The organism is Aquipseudomonas alcaligenes, assembly GCF_003205495.1.
Lineage (GTDB): Bacteria > Pseudomonadota > Gammaproteobacteria > Pseudomonadales > Pseudomonadaceae > Aquipseudomonas > Aquipseudomonas alcaligenes_B.
The window spans coordinates 97,987-114,181 of record NZ_QJRX01000001.1; the positions used below are offsets into that span (position 1 = coordinate 97,987).

Below are 16,195 nucleotides of genomic sequence, written 5' to 3' on the forward strand. Positions count from 1 at the left end.
AAGGGTCACGTACGTGACCTTTCGGTCACACCCTGCGTCACCCAGACATTCCGATTCATTTTGAGTCGCCATCCGGAAATTCCCGCTGGCTGGATCGCCATTGCCGCTGCCAAGGCAGCCGCGCGCCCCGCCTGTCCGGCCCGGAACGACCCCAGGAGTTCTGCGTGATGTCTCGATTACCCGTCATTGTCGGCTTCGGCGGTTACAACGCCGCGGGCAGAAGCTCGTTCCACCACGGTTTCCGCCGTATCGTCCAGGAGTCCCTGGACGCCACCACGCGCCAGGAGACCCTGGCCGGCCTGGCCGTGATGATGAAACTGGTGCAGGTGGTCGAAGGCCAGTTCCAGAGCGCCGACGGCCAGCCCCTGACCCCCGCCGAGATCGAGGCGCGGCATGGCGCCGAGATTCTCGCCGGCACGCTGGTGCGGCGCATCGAGAAGCGCCACCTGGACGTGGACGCCGCCCACTGGCAGAAGAACCTCGCCGTCAGCGGCGCCCAGTTCACCACCCAGCGCAAGCACCTGCCCGAGCCGCTGCCGGCCAGCTGGCAGGTCGAGGAGCTGGACGAGCAGCAGGTGCGCGTCACCCTGCTGGAGAGCTGCGAGTTCAAGGTCGACAGTTACCGTGCACTGCCGGTGAAGGCCGCCGGCCAGTTGCCCACAGGCTTCGAGCCGGGCGAGCTGTACCACTCGCACTTCCATCCGCGCGGCCTGCAGATGACCGTGGTCGGCGCCACCGACGCGCTGCGCTCCACCGGCCTGGACTGGCGCATCATCCAGGACCATGTGGCGCCGGACCAGATCGCCGTGTTCGCCGGTAGCGGCATGAGCCAGATGGACGAAAACGGCTTCGGCGGCATGCTGCAGTCGCGCCTCAGGGGCGGCCGGGTCACCGCCAAGCAGTGCCCGCTGGGCCTCAACACCATGCCGGCGGATTTCATCAACGCCTACGTACTGGGCAGCGTCGGCACCACCGGCAGCGTCACCGGTGCCTGCGCCACCTTCCTCTACAACCTGCAGAAAGGCATCGAGCAGATCGCCAGCGGCCAGGCCCGCGTGGTGCTGGTGGGCAACAGCGAGGCGCCGGTCACCCAGGAGTTCATCGACGGCTACGGTGCCATGGGCGCCCTGGCCACCGAGGAGGGCCTGCGCAAGATCGAGGGCCGCGACGAGGTGGACTTCCGCCGTGCCAGCCGGCCGTTCGGCGACAACTGTGGCTTCACCCTGTCCGAGTCGGCGCAGTTCATCGTGCTGATGGATGACGCCCTGGCCCTGGAGCTGGGTGCCGATATCCACGGTGCGGTGCCGGATGTGTTCATCAACGCCGACGGCTTCAAGAAGTCCATTTCCGCCCCCGGCCCGGGCAACTACCTGACCCTGGCCAAGGCCGTGGCCAGCGCCGCGCAGCTGGTCGGCATCGACGCCGTGCGCACGCGCAGCTTCGTGCACGCCCACGGCTCCAGCACCCCGGCCAACCGGGTCACCGAATCCGAGCTGCTGGACCGCATAGCCGAGGCCTTCGGCATCGAGGCCTGGCCGGTGACCGCGGTCAAGGCCTTCGTCGGCCACTCCCTGGCCCCGGCCAGCGGCGACCAGCTGATCGCCGCCCTCGGCACCTTCCACCACGGCCTGCTGCCGGGCCTGAAGACCATCGACAAGGTGGCCGACGATGTGCACCGCCAGCACCTGAGCCTGGACACCCGCGACCGCCGGGTGGAAAACATGGAAGTGTGCTTCCTCAACTCCAAGGGCTTCGGCGGCAACAACGCCACCGGCGTACTGCTGGCGCCGCAGGTAGCCGAGCGCATGCTGCGCAAGCGCCACGGCGAGGCCGCCTTCGCCGCCTGGCAGGCCAGGCGCGAGGCAACCCGGGCCGCCGCCGCACGCTACGACCAGCAGGCCCTGCGCGGCCAGTTCGACATCCTCTATCACTTCGGCCAGGGCCTGATCGACGATCGCGAGCTGCAGATCGACGCGCAACAGGTACGCATCCCCGGTTTCAGCCAGCCGCTGGTCTACCGCAAGGACGAGCGCTACGCCGACATGCTGTAGGAGATCGAGGCAGCCCGGCTGCCATCCGGGCTGCTCGTGAACGGACTCAGCGGTGCAGCACGTACTGCCCGCTGAAGCGCACCGCCTCGGTGGCGCCGACCAGAATGCGGCTGTGCAGCCCGATGCGCGCCAGGCCGCGGCGCCGGTACAGGGCGAGGAACCGCTCCCACTCGGCTGCCGGCGGCGCGGCGCACAGCGCCACGGCATCGCCGAGCACCGGCTCGCTGTAGTCGATCTGGCCCTGCTGAATGACGATATGGCCGTCGACTATGCCCGCCTCGCGCAGGCTCAGGTGCAGCCAGCCCCAGCCGGCCAGCACCGCGGCGCAATAAAGGCTGCCGCCGAACATGCTGCTCTTGTGGTTGAGGTTGGCCGCCAGCGGCAGGCTCAGGCGCAACTCGCCGTCCTGCCAGCCCAGCACGCCCAGGCCCATGGCCCGGGTCAGCGGGATGTCCTGGTGCAGCAGCCGCTCCAGGTGGGCGCGCGCGTCGCTCATCTGCCGCCCCGGCCGTCAGTCCAGGGCGCGCGCCAGCTGGATCAGCTCGGCGCGCCACGCGGCCGCCTGCGGCAGGCCGAGGAAGGACGGGTTGAGGTAGCTCTCGCGCGCCTCGTAGGTCAGCGCCTCGCCCTTGAGATCCAGCACTTCGCCACCGGCGCCTTCCAGCACGCCCTGGGCCGCGGCGGTGTCCCACTGCGAGGTGGGCGCCAGGCGCGGATAACAGTCGGCGTTGCCCTCGGCCAGCAGGCAGAACTTCAGCGAGCTGCCGACGCTGGCCAGCTGCAGGTCGCCGAAACGCTCGGACAGGCCCTCCAGCAGGCGCTCCTGGGCCGGGCTGGAGTGGCGCCGGCTGGCCACCAGGGTGAAGGCTTCGGCCGGTGCCAGGCGCACGGCGATGGCCTCTGGCTCGCCGCCCGCGTCTTGGCGCCAGGCACCCAGGCCGGCGCCGCCGAAGTAGCAGCGGCCACTGGCCGGGATGCCGACCACGCCGAACACCACGCGGCCGCGCTCGATCAGGGCGACGTTGACGGTGAACTCCTCGCTGCCGGAGATGAACTCCTTGGTGCCGTCCAGCGGGTCGACCAGCCACCAGCGCTGCCACTCGGCGCGCTCGGCCAGGGCGATGCCGGCGTCTTCCTCGGACAGTACCGGCACCTCGGGCGCCAGCTCGTGCAGACCGGCGGCGAGGATGTCGTGGGCGGCCAGGTCGGCGGCGGTGACCGGCGAGGCATCGGACTTCTCGCTGACAGCCACGTCGTTGCGCCAGAACGGCAAGGTAGCCTGGCCGGCACGTTGTACCAGGGCGATGACCGCCGGCAGATAGGGATGGCTCACTGGAATTCTCCACGTTGGGTCAGCAGGTCACGGACCAGATAGAGGGCGGCCAGGGCGCGCCCCTCGGAAAACTGCGGGTGCTGGATCAGGGTGCTGAGGTCGTGCAGGTTGACCTTGTCGACCCGCAGCGGCTCGGGCTCGTCGCCGGGCAGGCGCTCCTCGTACAGGTCGCGGGCCAGCACCACCTGGATCTTCTGGCTCATGTAGCCGGGCGACAGGCTCAGCTCGGTGATCAGCTCCAGGCGCTCGGCGCCGAAGCCGGCCTCTTCCTTGAGTTCGCGATTGGCCGCCACCAGCACGTCCTCGCCAGGCTCGACCAGGCCCTTGGGCAGCGACAACTGATAGTCGTCGGTGCCGCCGCAGTATTCCTCGACCAGCACCGCGTGCTCGGCGTCGAGCAACGCCACCACCATCACCGCGCCGTAGCCGGAGCCCTTGCCCACCAGGCGCTCGTAGGTGCGCTCCACGCCGTTGGAGAAGCGCAGCTGCAGCTCTTCGACGCGGAACAGGCGGCTGCTGGCGACTATCTCGCGGGCCAGCACCTGGGGTTTCTCGCGCATCATTCGCTCCTTGATTCGAACCGCTATCATACCCCGCTCCCCGCGCGGGATTCTTCCACTGCGTCTGTTTCCGGACTTTGCCATGCCTCAGCTGCCCTGGAGCGAAATCGATACCGTCCTGCTCGACATGGACGGCACCCTGCTCGACCTGCATTTCGACAACCATTTCTGGCTGCAGCACCTGCCGCAGCGCTACGCCGAGCTGCACGGGATCAGCCGCGCGGCCGCCGAGGCCGAGCTGCTGCCGCTGTTCCGCGAACACGCCGGCAAGCTGACCTGGTACTGCACGGATTTCTGGAGCCGCGAGCTGAACCTCTCGGTACGCGAGCTCAAGCGCGAGGTGGCGCACCTGATCGCCCTGCGCCCGGATGCCGATGTCTTCCTCCAGACCCTGCGCGCCGCCGGCAAGCGTGTGGTGCTGATCACCAACGCGCATCGCGACTCGCTGTCGCTGAAGCTGGAGCGGGTCGAGCTGGCGCCCTACTTCGACCGCCTGATCAGCTCCCACGACTATGGTTTCCCCAAGGAGGACCAGCAGTTCTGGTTCGCCCTGCAGCAGGACTGCCCCTTCGAACCGGCCCGCAGCCTGTTCATCGACGACAGCCTGCCGATCCTGCGCAGCGCCGGGCGCTACGGCGTCGCCCACCTGCTGGCGGTGCGCCAGCCGGACAGCCGCGCGCCGGACAAGGACACCGAGGAGTTCGCCGCCGTCGAGGACTACCGCCAGCTCAGCGCGCAACTGGCCGCCCCGGCCTGATCGCCGACCATCGCCACCCCGCGCGGTTCGTCGGCTGCGCCAGCTTTTGCGCAAGTCGTGAACCCTCTCGCAGCCTGACGATCTCATGCTTGCCCGGCGAAGCGGCACTGGCAGCATGTGCGCCATCCACCAACGGAGAGCCATCGTTAAATGAAGTATTCCTCCCTGCTCCTGCTCACCCTCGGCCTGGCCAGCGGCAGCGCTCTGGCCGGCAACACCTCGGCCGGCGTCGGCGGCGCCCTGGGCGGCGCCCTGGGCACCGTGGTCGGCGAGCAGATCGGCGGCAGCACCGGCGCCACCATCGGTGCCGGTGTCGGCGGCGCGGCCGGCAGCGCGGTGGGCGCCGACAAGGGCAGCCGCACCGAGGCGGCCATCGGCGGCGGCATCGGCGCGGCCGGTGGCCAGGTGATCGGCAGCAAGATCGGCGGCAGCACCGGCGGCGTGATCGGTGCGGCGGTCGGCGGCGGCGCCGGTGGCGCGCTGGGCAACGCCTACGGCGGCGATGACGACGACCATGACGGGCGTCGCTACCGGGATGGCGGTTATTACTACCACGACCACGACGGGCACCCCGGCCGTGCCCTCGGCCACAAGAAGCACAAGTGGCACAAGAAGCACCACTGAAACGACAAGGCCCGCATGATGCGGGCCTTGTGTTTTGCGAGGCGCTGAAACAGCCGAATCAGATACCTTCGCGGCGCAGGGCGGCGGCGGTGAAGTCGCTCTTCTTCAACTGCACATTGAAGTCGTACATCGGCTCGTTGTTGTCCAGGCCGTCGACGAAGTAGCGGTTACCCTTGAAGTCGTAGATGGTCTCCAGGGTGCTGAGGAACATCGGCACCTCGTAGTAGCTGATCGGATGGGCTTCCTGCAGGCCGATCAGCTGGCCGTCGCGGTCGTAGAGGTCGACGGCGAGAATCTGCCAGCTGTCCTCATCGATGTAGAAGCGACGCTTGCCATAGGGGTGGCTGTGGCCCTTGCGCAGGTTGGCATCGACCACCCAGACGCGATGCAGCTCGTGGCGCAGCAGCTCGGGATTGACGTGCTTCTTCTGCAGGATCTGCTCGTAGGGAATGCCCTTCTGGTGCACCGCATAGCTGTTGTATGGCATCAGCATTTCCTGCTTGCCCACCAGGGTCCACTCGTAACGGTCCGGCGCCCCGTTGTAGGCGTCCACCACGTCGGCGGTGGCCATGCCGTTGGTGTCCGGCTGCATGGCCTCGTAGGCCAGCATCGGCAGGCGGCGCACGCGGCGCTCGCCACGGCTGAAGCGCCAGGCCTTGCGGATCGCCAGCACCTGGTCGAGGGTTTCCTGCACCACCAGGGCGGAGCCGGCCAGCTTGCTCGGCGCGGTGACCACGTACTTGTAGAAGAACAGGGTGTTGTCCAGGTCGGCCGGGGTCATGCCCTCGCGACCGTAGATGAACAGGATGTCGCGCTCGCGCTTGACCAGCACGTAGTCGCCGCCCTGCAGCACCGCCGCATGGTTGGTCACCATGCGGGTCTGCTCGCCGCGGTAGCGGGTGATGTGGTTCCAGATCGCTTCCTGGCCGCTCTGCGGAATCGGGAAGGGGATGCCGGCCGCGGTGCCCTCGATGCCGTTGCCACCGGCAATCAGGCTGGCGTTGGTGGCGTTGTAGCGGGTGGCGTCATAGATGCGCTGCGGCGAGGCGGCGCTGCGCCGGGTCGGCAGCACGCGCAGGTAATAGTCCGGGTGCAGCTCCAGCATGCGCTGGTAGCCCGGACTCAGCAGGGCCTTGTACTGCGCCATGTTGGCCTGGCTGACGCGGTACAGCTCCTGGTCGGCGACGTAGGGGTCGGGGTGGTGCATACCCGGCTGGTAGTTGGCCGGCGGGGTGGCCAGGCCACCTTCCCAGGGCGGAATGGTGCCGGCGGCATTGCCGGCGCGCTCGCCGCCCAGCGGCGTCAGATCTTGTCCCAGGCGCGCGGCCTGGGCCGCGTCGACCCGGGCATGCGCCGGCAGGGTGACAGCGGCAGCCAAAGACAGGACTGCAATGGTTCTCAGCACAGCGTTCTCCTCGCGGCGTACGCAGACGCCGCTGTTCTTATTCGTACGACCAGTGTAGGCCGCGCTCGTCGATTGCCGTTGGGTGAGGTCTGCCATCCTGGCGCCGAGTGGTCCCGGTCGTGTCGGCCCCGCTCCCTGCGAGGCCCTGCATGAGCTATTGATCGCGCTGGAACTTGAGGTCCCAGACGCCGTGGCCGAGGCGCTCGCCGCGCTTCTCGAACTTGGTCACCGGGCGCTCGCTGGGGCGCTCCACGTAACCGGCAGCGCCGGCCAGGTTATGGTAGCCGGGCGCCGCGGACATGACCTCCAACATATGTTCCGCGTATGGCTGCCAATCGGTGGCCATGTGCAGCACTCCGCCGATCTTCAGCTTGCTGCGCACCAGCTCGGCGAAGGCCGGCTGGACGATGCGGCGCTTGTGGTGACGGGCCTTGTGCCAGGGATCGGGGAAGAACAGCAGGACGCGATTGAGGCTGGCATCGGCGACGCAGTCGCGCAGCACTTCCAAGGCGTCGCAGCTGTACACGCGGATGTTGCTGAGGTTCTGCGTGAGCATGCCGTTGAGCAGGGCGCCGACGCCCGGCTTGTGCACTTCCACGCCGATGAAGTCCTGCTCGGGGGCCGCGGCGGCCATCTCCAGGGTGGCATGGCCCATGCCGAAGCCGATCTCGAAGGTGCGCGGCGCGCTGCGGCCGAATACCTGGTCGAAGTCGCGCAGGCCGTCGGCCAGCTCCAGGCCGAACTTCGGCCAGCCCTGCTCCAGGCCGCGCTGCTGGCCCTCGGTCATGCGCCCGGCGCGCATGACGAAGCTCTTGATGGTGCGCAGGGGCCGCTGGGCCGCGCCTTCGCCGGCCTGCTGAATGTCGTCGCTCATGGAATTCTCTTGCTTACTTGATCAGGCCATCCAGCGGCGACGAGGCGCTCGCGTAGAGTTTCTTCGGCATGCGCCCGGCCAGGTAGGCCATGCGTCCGGCGATGATCGCGTGCTTCATCGCCGCGCCCATCAGGATCGGGTCCTGGGCGTGGGCGATGGCGCTGTTCATCAGCACCGCCTCGCAGCCCAGCTCCATGGCGATGGTGGCGTCGGAAGCGGTGCCCACGCCGGCATCGACCAGCACCGGCACGCTCGCCTCTTCGAGGATGATGCGCAGGTTGTAGGGGTTGCAGATCCCTAAGCCGGTGCCGATCAGGCCGGCCAACGGCATCACCGCGATGCAGCCCATGGCCGCCAGCTGGCGGGCGATGATCGGGTCGTCGCTGGTGTACACCATCACGTCGAAGCCTTCCTTGACCAGCACTTCGGCGGCCTTGAGGGTCTCGATCACGTTGGGGAACAGGGTCTTCTGGTCGGCCAGCACTTCCAGCTTGACCAACTTGTGGCCGTCGAGCAGCTCGCGCGCCAGGCGGCAGGTGCGCACCGCTTCCTCGGCGGTGTAGCAGCCGGCGGTGTTGGGCAGGATGGTGTACTTGTCCGGCGAGATCACGTCGAGCAGGTTCGGCTCGCCCGGGTTCTGCCCGATGTTGGTCCGGCGCACGGCCACGGTGACGATCTCGGCACCCGAGGCCTCGATGGCCAGGCGGGTCTCTTCGAGGTCCTTGTACTTGCCGGTGCCCACCAGCAGGCGCGACTCGTAGGTGCGGCCGGCGAGGGTGAAGGGCTTGTCGATGATGGCGCTCATGGCAGTTCCTCGGGCGACTAGCCGCCGCCGATGGCGTGGACGACTTCCAGCTGGTCGCCGTCGTGCAGGACGGTGGCGCCGTGCTGGCTGCGCGGCACTATGTCCAGGTTGAGCTCGACCGCCACCCGCTTGCCCGCTGCATCCAGGCGCACGAGCAGGTCGGCGACGGTGGCGCCGTCGGGCAGCTCGAAGGGTTGGCCGTTCAACTGGATGTGCATGGCTGGGCGGTCAGATCATGAAAGGGTCGGCATTCTAGCCCGATCGACCGGATCGACCAAGGTACGCGCGTACCATCGGTCAGGCCCGCCCGCCCCGCAGCGCGACCAGGCCCAGGCACAGCCAGCCGGCGAGGAAGCACACCCCACCCAGTGGGGTGATCATGCCGAGCTTGCCCAGGCCGCTCAGGGTCAGGGCATAGAGGCTGCAGGAGAACAACAGGATGCCGACGGCGAACAGGGTGCCGGCGGCCTTGACCAGGCCTCCGGGCAGGCGCTCGGCCAGCAGCGCCACGCCGAACAGGGCCAGGGCGTGGATCAGCTGGTAGTGCACGCCGGTCTGGAACACCGCCAGATACTCGGCACTGAGCTGCCCTTTCAAGCCATGGGCGGCGAAGGCGCCCAGCGCCACGCCGGTGAAGCCGGCCAGGGCCGCCAGCAGGAGAAAGACTCGCAACATGATGGATTTCCGAACTGCGTCGATGCGGCCGCTATAATGGCCCGCTCTTCCTACCGGGCCAAGCCATGCTGCGCACCCTGCTCCGTCGCCTGACCAAACTGCTGCTGTGGTTCGCCGCCACCAGCGCCCTGCTGGTACTGGCGCTGCGCTGGATCGACCCGCCCGGCACGGCGCTGATGGTCGAACGCAAGGTGCAGTCCTGGATCGACGGTGAGCCGATCGACCTGCAACGCAGCTGGCGCCCCTGGCGCGAGCTGCCGGATGACCTGAAGATCGCGGTGATCGCCGCCGAGGACCAGAAGTTCGCCGAGCACTGGGGCTTCGACGTCGCCGCCATCCGCCAGGCCCTGGCGCACAATGCGGGCGGCGGCAACCTGCGCGGCGCCAGCACCATCAGCCAGCAGGTGGCCAAGAACCTGTTCCTCTGGTCCGGCCGCAGCTGGCCGCGCAAGGCGCTGGAGGCCTGGTTCACCGGGTTGATCGAGCTGCTCTGGCCGAAGCAGCGCATCCTCGAGGTGTACCTCAATAGCGTGGAATGGGGCGACGGCGTGTTCGGCGCCGAGGCCGCCGCGCGCCATCACTTCGGGGTCGGTGCGCCCTACCTGTCGCGCCAGCAGGCCAGCCTGCTGGCCGCCGTGCTGCCCAACCCGCGCGCCTGGAGCGCCAGCCGCCCGGGCCCGCGCGTGCAGCGCCGGGCCAACTGGATCCGCCGGCAGAGCCAGCAGCTCGGTGGCAGCCACTACCTCAACCAGCTGTCCGGGCCGCTGCCGCTGGCGCAGTGGTGGCCGGACTGGCTGCCGAAGCCCTGAGCAGGCCCCAGGCGATCAGCGCCTGGCCGCTGAAGTAGCAGCTCACTATCACCTCGACCGCATACGGGAAGGGCTGGACGAACTTATTCAGCCCGATCAGCGAGTCCGCCACCACGAACAGCATGGCGCCCAGCCACAGCGGCCCGGGGCGCGGCTCCAGGCGGCCGGCCAGCAGGGCCATGGCCAGCAGGCAACCCAGGTAGATCGCCACCGGAACCTGCAGGGCACCGGCCGCCGGCAGCATCCAGGCCGCCATCGCCAGCGCGTAGAGCAGCACCGGCAGGCCGCGCCAGCGCCACAGCGGTCGGCCGCGGCCAAGCAGGACGAAGGCGACGCTGAAGGCCAGCTGGTTGAGCAGGAAGGCCAGCAGGGCCTGGAGGAACAGGCCGTCGCGCTCGCCGAAGTCGAGGAAGAAGTCGCCCGCCGCCGCGCCCAGGTAGCCCAGCGCCAGCCAGCGCCCGGCCGCCCCCGGAAAGGCACGCCAGGCCAGCACGGCGAAGATCAGCATGGGCAGCGGCTTGAGCAGCCAGCCCAGCGGATAGGGCTTGAGCGGCAGCAACAGCAGGTAGAGCAGGCCGAGGGCAATGGCCAGGGCATAGAGGCGGTAGGGATGGCTGGTCATGTCGGACTCCCGCGGGTGGAGGCCCGATCCTGTCGCGGCGCCGCCCTGTCCGCCAGTCGCCACGCGCCAGCCACGGGGGCCGCAGGCGTCAGTGCTGCAGCAAGCGCTTGGGCACAGCGCGCAGCGCCAGCACCAGGTCGTCCTGCAGGTGGGCGGTCAGCCCCTGCTGCGGGTAGACCCAGGCCTCGCCATCCTGCAACTGCAGGCGCAGGCGCGGCGCGCCCAGGCTGGCGCTCAGGCGCGCGGCCGGCACGGCCTGGCGGGGCCGCAGGTCGACAGCCGCGATGGGCCGATCGGCCAGCTGTTCCAGCAACTGCGCGGACTGCGGCTGCTCCGCCGCATCCGCACCGATGCCACTGGCCTCGACCAGGCTGACACGCTGCGCCTCGCTCAGCGCCAGATCGCCCTCCACCTGCCAGCCGTCCAGCTCGCCACGCAGCAGCAGGCGCGGCCCCGGCTGCAGCCACAGCTCGGTGGCGGACAGCTGCCGACCGAGCTGGGCGACGCTCAGGCGCTCCGCCAGCAGGGGCTGGAACACTTCGGCATCCCACTGCTGCATCCACGCCAGGGGCTCGCTCCTGTCCGCGCGCGGGGTCAGCAGCCAGTAGCCGAGCAGGCAGCTGGCCAGGGCCACTATGGTGAACAGCAGGGCGGGGGGACGGCGGCTCAAGGCAATACTCCGGGCAGAAAAAAGCCGCACCAGGGTGCGGCTTCTCGGGGTGGTGGTGCTTACGCCTGGATCGAGCCTTTCAGCTTGTTCATGGCGTTCTTCTCCAGCTGGCGGATGCGCTCGGCGGAGACGTTGTACTTGGCGGCCAGGTCGTGCAGGGTGGCCTTCTCCTCGGCCAGCCAGCGCTGGTAGAGAATGTCGCGGCTGCGCTCGTCCAGGCTCTCCAGAGCCTCGTGCAGGCTGGCGCTGGAGCTGTCGCTCCAGTCGGCGTCCTCGAGCTGGCGCGCCGGGTCGTAGCGGTGGTCTTCCAGGTAGTGGGCCGGCGACTTGAAAGCACTCTCGTCGTCATCCTCGGCGGCCGGATCGAAGGCCATGTCCTGGCCGGACAGACGGCTCTCCATCTCGCGCACTTCGCGCGGCTCCACGCCCAGGCTCTCGGCCACGGCATGCACTTCGTCGTTGCTCAGCCAGGCCAGACGCTTCTTCTGGCTGCGCAGGTTGAAGAACAGCTTGCGCTGCGCCTTGGTGGTGGCGACCTTGACGATACGCCAGTTGCGCAGGATGAACTCGTGGATCTCGGCCTTGATCCAGTGCACGGCGAAGGACACCAGGCGCACGCCCATTTCCGGGTTGAAGCGCTTGACCGCCTTCATCAGACCGACGTTGCCTTCCTGGATCAGGTCGGCCTGGGACAGGCCATAGCCGGCATAGCTACGGGCGATGTGCACGACGAAGCGCAGGTGGGCCAGCACCATCTGGCGCGCGGCTTCCAGGTCCTGCTCGTAGTAGAGACTCTCGGCCAGCTCGCGCTCCTGCTCGGCGGTCAGCAGCGGGATGCTGTTCACCGCATGCACGTAGGCCTCCAGGTTGGCGCCTGGGACTAGGGCATGGACAGGTTGCAGGGCAGTGGTCATCAAAAACCTCCGGTATTACAAGGCGGGTGCAGTCTAGCACTGCCGATTCTGAGCGGGGAACCTGTGGAAAAGTTCCCTTACAGTTGCTCAGAAATTGATCAGAATCAACGAATTGCTAGCGTGGCGCGAGCTCGCTCAGGTGCCGCGCCACCGCCAGCCAGGCGCCAATATAGCCGAGGAACAGCGCGCCCAACAGCAGCGACAGACCATCGGCGACCGGCACCCCGCCCAGGGCGAAATCGCTGCCGTAGAGGCCGGCCAGGCGCACCACCGCATCGTTCAGCCAGTCCAGGCCGAAGGCCAGCAGGCCCCAGGCCAGCAGGCCGGCGCCGAAACCGTAGAGCGCGCCCATATAGAGGAAGGGGCGGCGCACGTAGCCGTCGGTGCCGCCGACCAGCTTGATCACCTCGATCTCGCTGCGGCGGTTCTCGATGTGCAGGCGGATGGTGTTGCCGATCACCAGCAGCAGGGCCAGCACCAGCAGCAGGGTCAGGCCGAAGACGAAGCGGTCGCCCAGGCCGAGGATGGCGGTCAGGCGCTCCACCCACTGCAGGTCGAGCTGCGCCTGGTCGACCCCGGGCAGCTCGGCCAGGCGCTGGCGCAGGGCCTCGAGGGCAGCCTTGTCGATCTCCTTGGGCGTCACCACCACCACCGCGGGCAGCGGGTTCTCCGGCAGCTCGCGCAGCGCCTGGCCGAGCCCGGACTGCTGCTCGAACGCCGCCAGGCCGGCCTCGCGGCCGATGAACTCGGCCTCGGCCACGTCGGCCATGGCGGCGATCTCGTCGCGCAGCTGCAGACCGGCGTCGTCGCCGGCCTCCACCTGCAGGTAGAGGGAAATCTGCGCGGCCTTCTGCCAGGAGCCACCGAGGCGCTCGACGTTGTCCAGCAGCAGGGCCAGGCCCATCGGCAGCGACAGCGCCACGGCCATCACCAGGCAGGTGAAGAAGCTGCCGATCGGCTGGCGCACCAGGCGCCCGAGGCTGTCGACCAAGCTGGCGCGGTGGCTCTCGACCCAGGCGGCGAACAGGGCGGAGAAGCCCGGGCCTTCCTTGATCGGCTTGTCGGCCTTGCTCTGTACGGCGCCGACCCGTTCGGCGGCCTTGATATTGCGCTGGTTGTCGCTCATCAGCCGGCCTCCCCGTCGCCGATCAGTCGGCCGCGTTGCAAGGTCAGCATGCGGTGGCGCATGCGCGCGATCAGGGCCAGGTCGTGGCTGGCGATCAGGACCGTGGTGCCGAGGCGGTTGATGTCCTCGAACACCCCCATGATCTCCGCGGCCAGGCGCGGGTCGAGGTTGCCGGTGGGTTCGTCCGCCAGCAGCAGGGCCGGGCGGTGCACCACCGCGCGGGCGATGCCGACGCGCTGCTGCTGGCCGGTGGACAGGTCGGCCGGGAACTGCTCGGCCTTGTCGGACAGCGACACGCGCTCCAGTGCCGCGCCGACCCGCTTGGCGATGTCCGGCTTGGACAGGCCGAGGATCTGCAGCGGCAGGGCGACGTTGTCGAACACCGAGCGGTCGAACAGCAGCTGGTGGTTCTGGAACACCACGCCGATCTGCCGGCGCAGGAAGGGAATCTGCGCATTGGTGATCTGCGCCAGGTCCTGGCCGGCCAGCAGCAGCTTGCCGCTGCTCGGCCGCTCCATCGCCAGCAGCAGGCGCAGCAGGGTCGACTTGCCGGCTCCGGAGTGGCCGGTGACGAAGAGGAACTCGCCGCGGCGCACGCGGAAACTCAGTTCGTGCAACCCGACATGGCCGTTGGGATACCGCTTGCCGACCTGCTCGAATCGAATCATCCCTGTTCCTTCTCTGCAAAGAGTGCCTGGACGAAATCCTCGGCGACGAAGGTGCGCAGATCGTCGATGCCTTCGCCGACGCCGATGTAGCGGATCGGCAGGCCGAACTGCTTGGCCAGGGCGAAGATCACCCCGCCCTTGGCGGTGCCGTCAAGCTTGGTCAGGGCCAGGCCGCTGAGGGCCACGGCCTGGTTGAACTGCTTGGTCTGGTTGATCGCGTTCTGCCCGGTGCCGGCGTCCAGCACCAGCAGCACCTCGTGCGGCGCGCTCTCGTCCAGCTTGCCGATGACCCGACGGACCTTCTTCAGCTCCTCCATCAGGTTGTCCTTGGTGTGCAGGCGCCCGGCCGTGTCGGCGATCAGCACGTCGATGCCGCGCGCCTTGGCGGCCTGCACCGCGTCGAAGATCACCGAGGCGGAGTCGGCGCCGGTGTGCTGGGCGATCACCGCGATCTGGTTGCGCTCGCCCCACACCTGCAGCTGCTCGACGGCGGCGGCGCGGAAGGTGTCGCCGGCGGCGAGCATGACCTTCTTGCCCTCGCCCTGCAGCTTCTTGGCCAGCTTGCCGATGGTGGTGGTCTTGCCGACGCCGTTCACGCCGACCACCAGGATCACGTAGGGCTGCTTCTCGGCATTGATCAGCAGCGGCTGCTCGACCGGCTTGAGCAGGGCACCCAGCTCTTCCTGCAGGGCCTTGTACAGCGCGCCGCTGTCGGCCAGCTCCTTGCGCGCCACGCGCTTGGTCAGGCTGCCGATGATGGCGCCGGTGGCCTCGACGCCGACGTCGGCGGTGAGCAGGCGGGTCTCCAGTTCCTCGAGCAGGTCGTCGTCGATCGCCTTCTTGCCGAGGAACAGGCTGGCCATGCCCTCGCCCAGGCTGGCGCTGGTCTTCGACAGGCCCTGCTTGAGGCGGGCAAACCAGCCGCCCTGGTTGTCGCCGGGCTTGCTCTGCTCGACCTGCGGCGCGGCCACCGGCTCGGGCTGCGGCTCGGGCTGCGCGGGCTGCTCATGAACCGGGTGGGTGACTTCGCTGCCGACGTTGAGGCGAAAGCGCGAGAAGGCCGGGCGCGCCGCCTCATCCGCCGCGGCGGGCGCCTGGGCACTGGCGGCAGGCTCGATGGCGGCTGGCGCGGGTGCGACGGGCGGCACCACCGCTGCGGGTTCGGCCACGGCCGGCGCCGCAGGCACCTCAGCGGGGGCGACTTCGAGCGCCGCAGGCACAGGCGCGGCAACCGGCTCCGCAGGGGCAGCGGCCGCCTCTGCCACGGGCGCAGGCGGGGCCTGCTCGGGCGCTGCCGCGCTGTCCTGCGGCTTCTTGCGCAGCCAGCCGAACAGGGATTTCTTCTCGCCGGGTTGTTCGGGCGAGGGCTTGTCGTCTTGGGAACCGAACATGAGTCATCTCAAAGGAGGCCGGCCTGAGGCCCGCCCCGAAATAGCTAGCCATGAGCCTTGCCGGGCTCACTCTGGGTCACCGTGCCTGGCGCAACCTTTCGCTGCAGGCCGACAGCTGTACCGGAACGAAGCGGAGCTGGCACGACACGAATCTGGGCAGGCGACTTTATCACTTTAGGCGCGCCCCGCGCAGCGTTAGCTGAGTCGCCCGGGCGGCGACGCCGAGAATGCCAGCGCAAGGCGGTGGGCGGGATGACTGAGGCGAGAAAACCAGTACAGGAAAAATGCAGTCGTGATTTTTGTACAAGAAAATTGTACAACTCAAGCATCATGGACCACCGTACCGCCCCCGAACACTGCGAGGTTGTAGATATGCTCGTTCGCCTTACCTATGCCAGCCGCGCACTGAATGGCGTCTCTTCACAGCTGATCCGCGAAATTCTCGAAGTTTCGCAACGCAACAACCCCCGTCGCGGCCTGACAGGCATCCTCTGCTGCAATGCGGACACCTTCCTGCAGGTACTCGAGGGACCACGGGCCGCGGTGAACGAGCTGTACAACAGCCTGGCTCACGATCAGCGCCACAAGGACCTCACCGTGCTCGACTACGCCGAGATCAGCGCCCGCCGCTATGCCGGCTGGAGCATGGGCTGGGCCGGCGCCAAGCAGGCCAATCGCGAGCTGTTCCTCAAGTATTCCTGCAGCGACCGCTTCGACCCGTTCAGCATGAGCGCCCTGCAGATCGCCGGCCTGCTGCAGGAGCTGGAGGCCGGCATCAGCGCCATCAACCCGCCCGCCATCGAGTAGCGCCCGCACCGGAGGCTGCGATGCGCATCGCGGCCTCGTGGCCCGGATGGGGTATCCTGACGCCCCATCGCCAACGGGTGGACTCGTCGCCCGGGCTACCAAAC

General features: G+C 68.6%; 19 protein-coding genes. 5 read left to right on the forward strand and 14 right to left on the reverse strand.

The window, feature by feature from the left end:
• Positions 1–167: 167 nt before the first annotated feature.
• Positions 168–2,051 (forward strand): beta-ketoacyl synthase, encoded by a 1,884-nt coding sequence (locus DMO17_RS00430; protein WP_110680348.1) that lies wholly within the window; start codon positions 168–170, stop codon positions 2,049–2,051.
• A gap of 46 nt (positions 2,052–2,097) precedes the next feature.
• Here the strand turns inward: DMO17_RS00430 and DMO17_RS00435 are convergent, their stop codons facing one another.
• The 3 genes from DMO17_RS00435 to nudE are packed head-to-tail and all read right to left on the reverse strand — an operon-like array spanning position 2,098 to position 3,944.
• Entirely contained in the window at positions 2,098–2,547 is a 450-nt protein-coding gene (locus tag DMO17_RS00435; protein ID WP_110680349.1) for a YiiD C-terminal domain-containing protein, read from the reverse strand.
• Positions 2,548–2,562: 15 nt separating this feature from the next.
• Positions 2,563–3,384 (reverse strand): 3'(2'),5'-bisphosphate nucleotidase CysQ, encoded by an 822-nt coding sequence (gene cysQ / locus DMO17_RS00440; RefSeq protein WP_110680350.1) that lies wholly within the window; start codon positions 3,382–3,384, stop codon positions 2,563–2,565.
• On the reverse strand, positions 3,381–3,944 hold the full coding sequence (gene nudE / locus DMO17_RS00445; RefSeq protein ID WP_110680351.1) for an ADP compounds hydrolase NudE: 564 nt from the start codon (positions 3,942–3,944) through the stop codon (positions 3,381–3,383). Before nudE ends, cysQ begins: the two co-directional genes overlap by 4 nt.
• A gap of 82 nt (positions 3,945–4,026) precedes the next feature.
• On the opposite strand from nudE, the gene yrfG reads away from it, so the two are divergent.
• Positions 4,027–4,701, forward strand: a complete 675-nt coding sequence (gene yrfG / locus DMO17_RS00450) for a GMP/IMP nucleotidase (protein WP_110680352.1) — start codon at positions 4,027–4,029, stop codon at positions 4,699–4,701.
• 150 nt (positions 4,702–4,851) lie between these two features.
• Entirely contained in the window at positions 4,852–5,325 is a 474-nt protein-coding gene (locus tag DMO17_RS00455; protein ID WP_110680353.1) for a hypothetical protein, read from the forward strand.
• A gap of 58 nt (positions 5,326–5,383) precedes the next feature.
• On the opposite strand, the gene DMO17_RS00460 is transcribed toward DMO17_RS00455, so the two are convergent.
• The 5 genes from DMO17_RS00460 to DMO17_RS00480 all read right to left on the reverse strand — a co-directional run bounded on the left by DMO17_RS00460 (position 5,384) and on the right by DMO17_RS00480 (position 9,084).
• Entirely contained in the window at positions 5,384–6,730 is a 1,347-nt protein-coding gene (locus DMO17_RS00460) for a DUF1329 domain-containing protein (RefSeq protein ID WP_258371022.1), read from the reverse strand.
• A gap of 154 nt (positions 6,731–6,884) precedes the next feature.
• Positions 6,885–7,604: a tRNA (guanosine(46)-N7)-methyltransferase TrmB gene (gene trmB / locus DMO17_RS00465; RefSeq protein WP_110680355.1), complete on the reverse strand. Its 720-nt coding sequence runs from the start codon at positions 7,602–7,604 to the stop codon at positions 6,885–6,887.
• 13 nt (positions 7,605–7,617) lie between these two features.
• Positions 7,618–8,409 carry a thiazole synthase gene (locus DMO17_RS00470; RefSeq protein WP_110680356.1) on the reverse strand — a complete coding sequence of 264 codons (792 nt, stop codon included), beginning with the start codon at positions 8,407–8,409 and terminating at the stop codon, positions 7,618–7,620.
• A gap of 17 nt (positions 8,410–8,426) precedes the next feature.
• A complete protein-coding gene (gene thiS, locus DMO17_RS00475; RefSeq protein WP_076582406.1) occupies positions 8,427–8,627 on the reverse strand; it encodes a sulfur carrier protein ThiS in 201 nt (66 codons plus the stop codon).
• A gap of 79 nt (positions 8,628–8,706) precedes the next feature.
• Positions 8,707–9,084 (reverse strand): DUF423 domain-containing protein, encoded by a 378-nt coding sequence (locus tag DMO17_RS00480; RefSeq protein WP_110680357.1) that lies wholly within the window; start codon positions 9,082–9,084, stop codon positions 8,707–8,709.
• 65 nt (positions 9,085–9,149) lie between these two features.
• Here DMO17_RS00480 and mtgA point away from each other — a divergent pair, with 65 nt between their 5' ends.
• Positions 9,150–9,893, forward strand: a complete 744-nt coding sequence (gene mtgA / locus DMO17_RS00485; RefSeq protein WP_110680358.1) for a monofunctional biosynthetic peptidoglycan transglycosylase — start codon at positions 9,150–9,152, stop codon at positions 9,891–9,893.
• Here the strand turns inward: mtgA and DMO17_RS00490 are convergent.
• From DMO17_RS00490 to ftsY, 6 genes are all read right to left on the reverse strand, one after another.
• The gene (locus tag DMO17_RS00490; RefSeq protein ID WP_110680359.1) at positions 9,829–10,515 is read right to left on the reverse strand and encodes a lysoplasmalogenase; all 687 of its coding nucleotides are present in this window, start codon (positions 10,513–10,515) and stop codon (positions 9,829–9,831) included. The two genes, mtgA and DMO17_RS00490, sit on opposite strands and share 65 nt — an antisense overlap.
• Before the next feature lie 88 nt (positions 10,516–10,603).
• Positions 10,604–11,185 (reverse strand): hypothetical protein, encoded by a 582-nt coding sequence (locus DMO17_RS00495; RefSeq protein WP_110680360.1) that lies wholly within the window; start codon positions 11,183–11,185, stop codon positions 10,604–10,606.
• A gap of 59 nt (positions 11,186–11,244) precedes the next feature.
• Complete coding sequence (gene rpoH, locus DMO17_RS00500; RefSeq protein ID WP_110680361.1) at positions 11,245–12,099, reverse strand: RNA polymerase sigma factor RpoH; 855 nt, start codon at positions 12,097–12,099, stop codon at positions 11,245–11,247.
• Between the two features lie 115 nt (positions 12,100–12,214).
• On the reverse strand, positions 12,215–13,225 hold the full coding sequence (gene ftsX / locus DMO17_RS00505; RefSeq protein ID WP_110680362.1) for a permease-like cell division protein FtsX: 1,011 nt from the start codon (positions 13,223–13,225) through the stop codon (positions 12,215–12,217).
• Positions 13,225–13,893, reverse strand: coding sequence for a cell division ATP-binding protein FtsE (ftsE, locus tag DMO17_RS00510; protein WP_110680363.1), 669 nt, complete (start codon positions 13,891–13,893; stop codon positions 13,225–13,227). The genes ftsX and ftsE overlap by 1 nt, the downstream gene beginning before the upstream one ends.
• Positions 13,890–15,284 (reverse strand): signal recognition particle-docking protein FtsY, encoded by a 1,395-nt coding sequence (gene ftsY, locus DMO17_RS00515; protein WP_110680364.1) that lies wholly within the window; start codon positions 15,282–15,284, stop codon positions 13,890–13,892. Before ftsY ends, ftsE begins: the two co-directional genes overlap by 4 nt.
• Positions 15,285–15,656: 372 nt before the next feature.
• Here ftsY and DMO17_RS00520 point away from each other — a divergent pair, with 372 nt between their 5' ends.
• Positions 15,657–16,091: a BLUF domain-containing protein gene (locus tag DMO17_RS00520; RefSeq protein WP_110680365.1), complete on the forward strand. Its 435-nt coding sequence runs from the start codon at positions 15,657–15,659 to the stop codon at positions 16,089–16,091.
• Positions 16,092–16,195 lie beyond the last annotated feature (104 nt).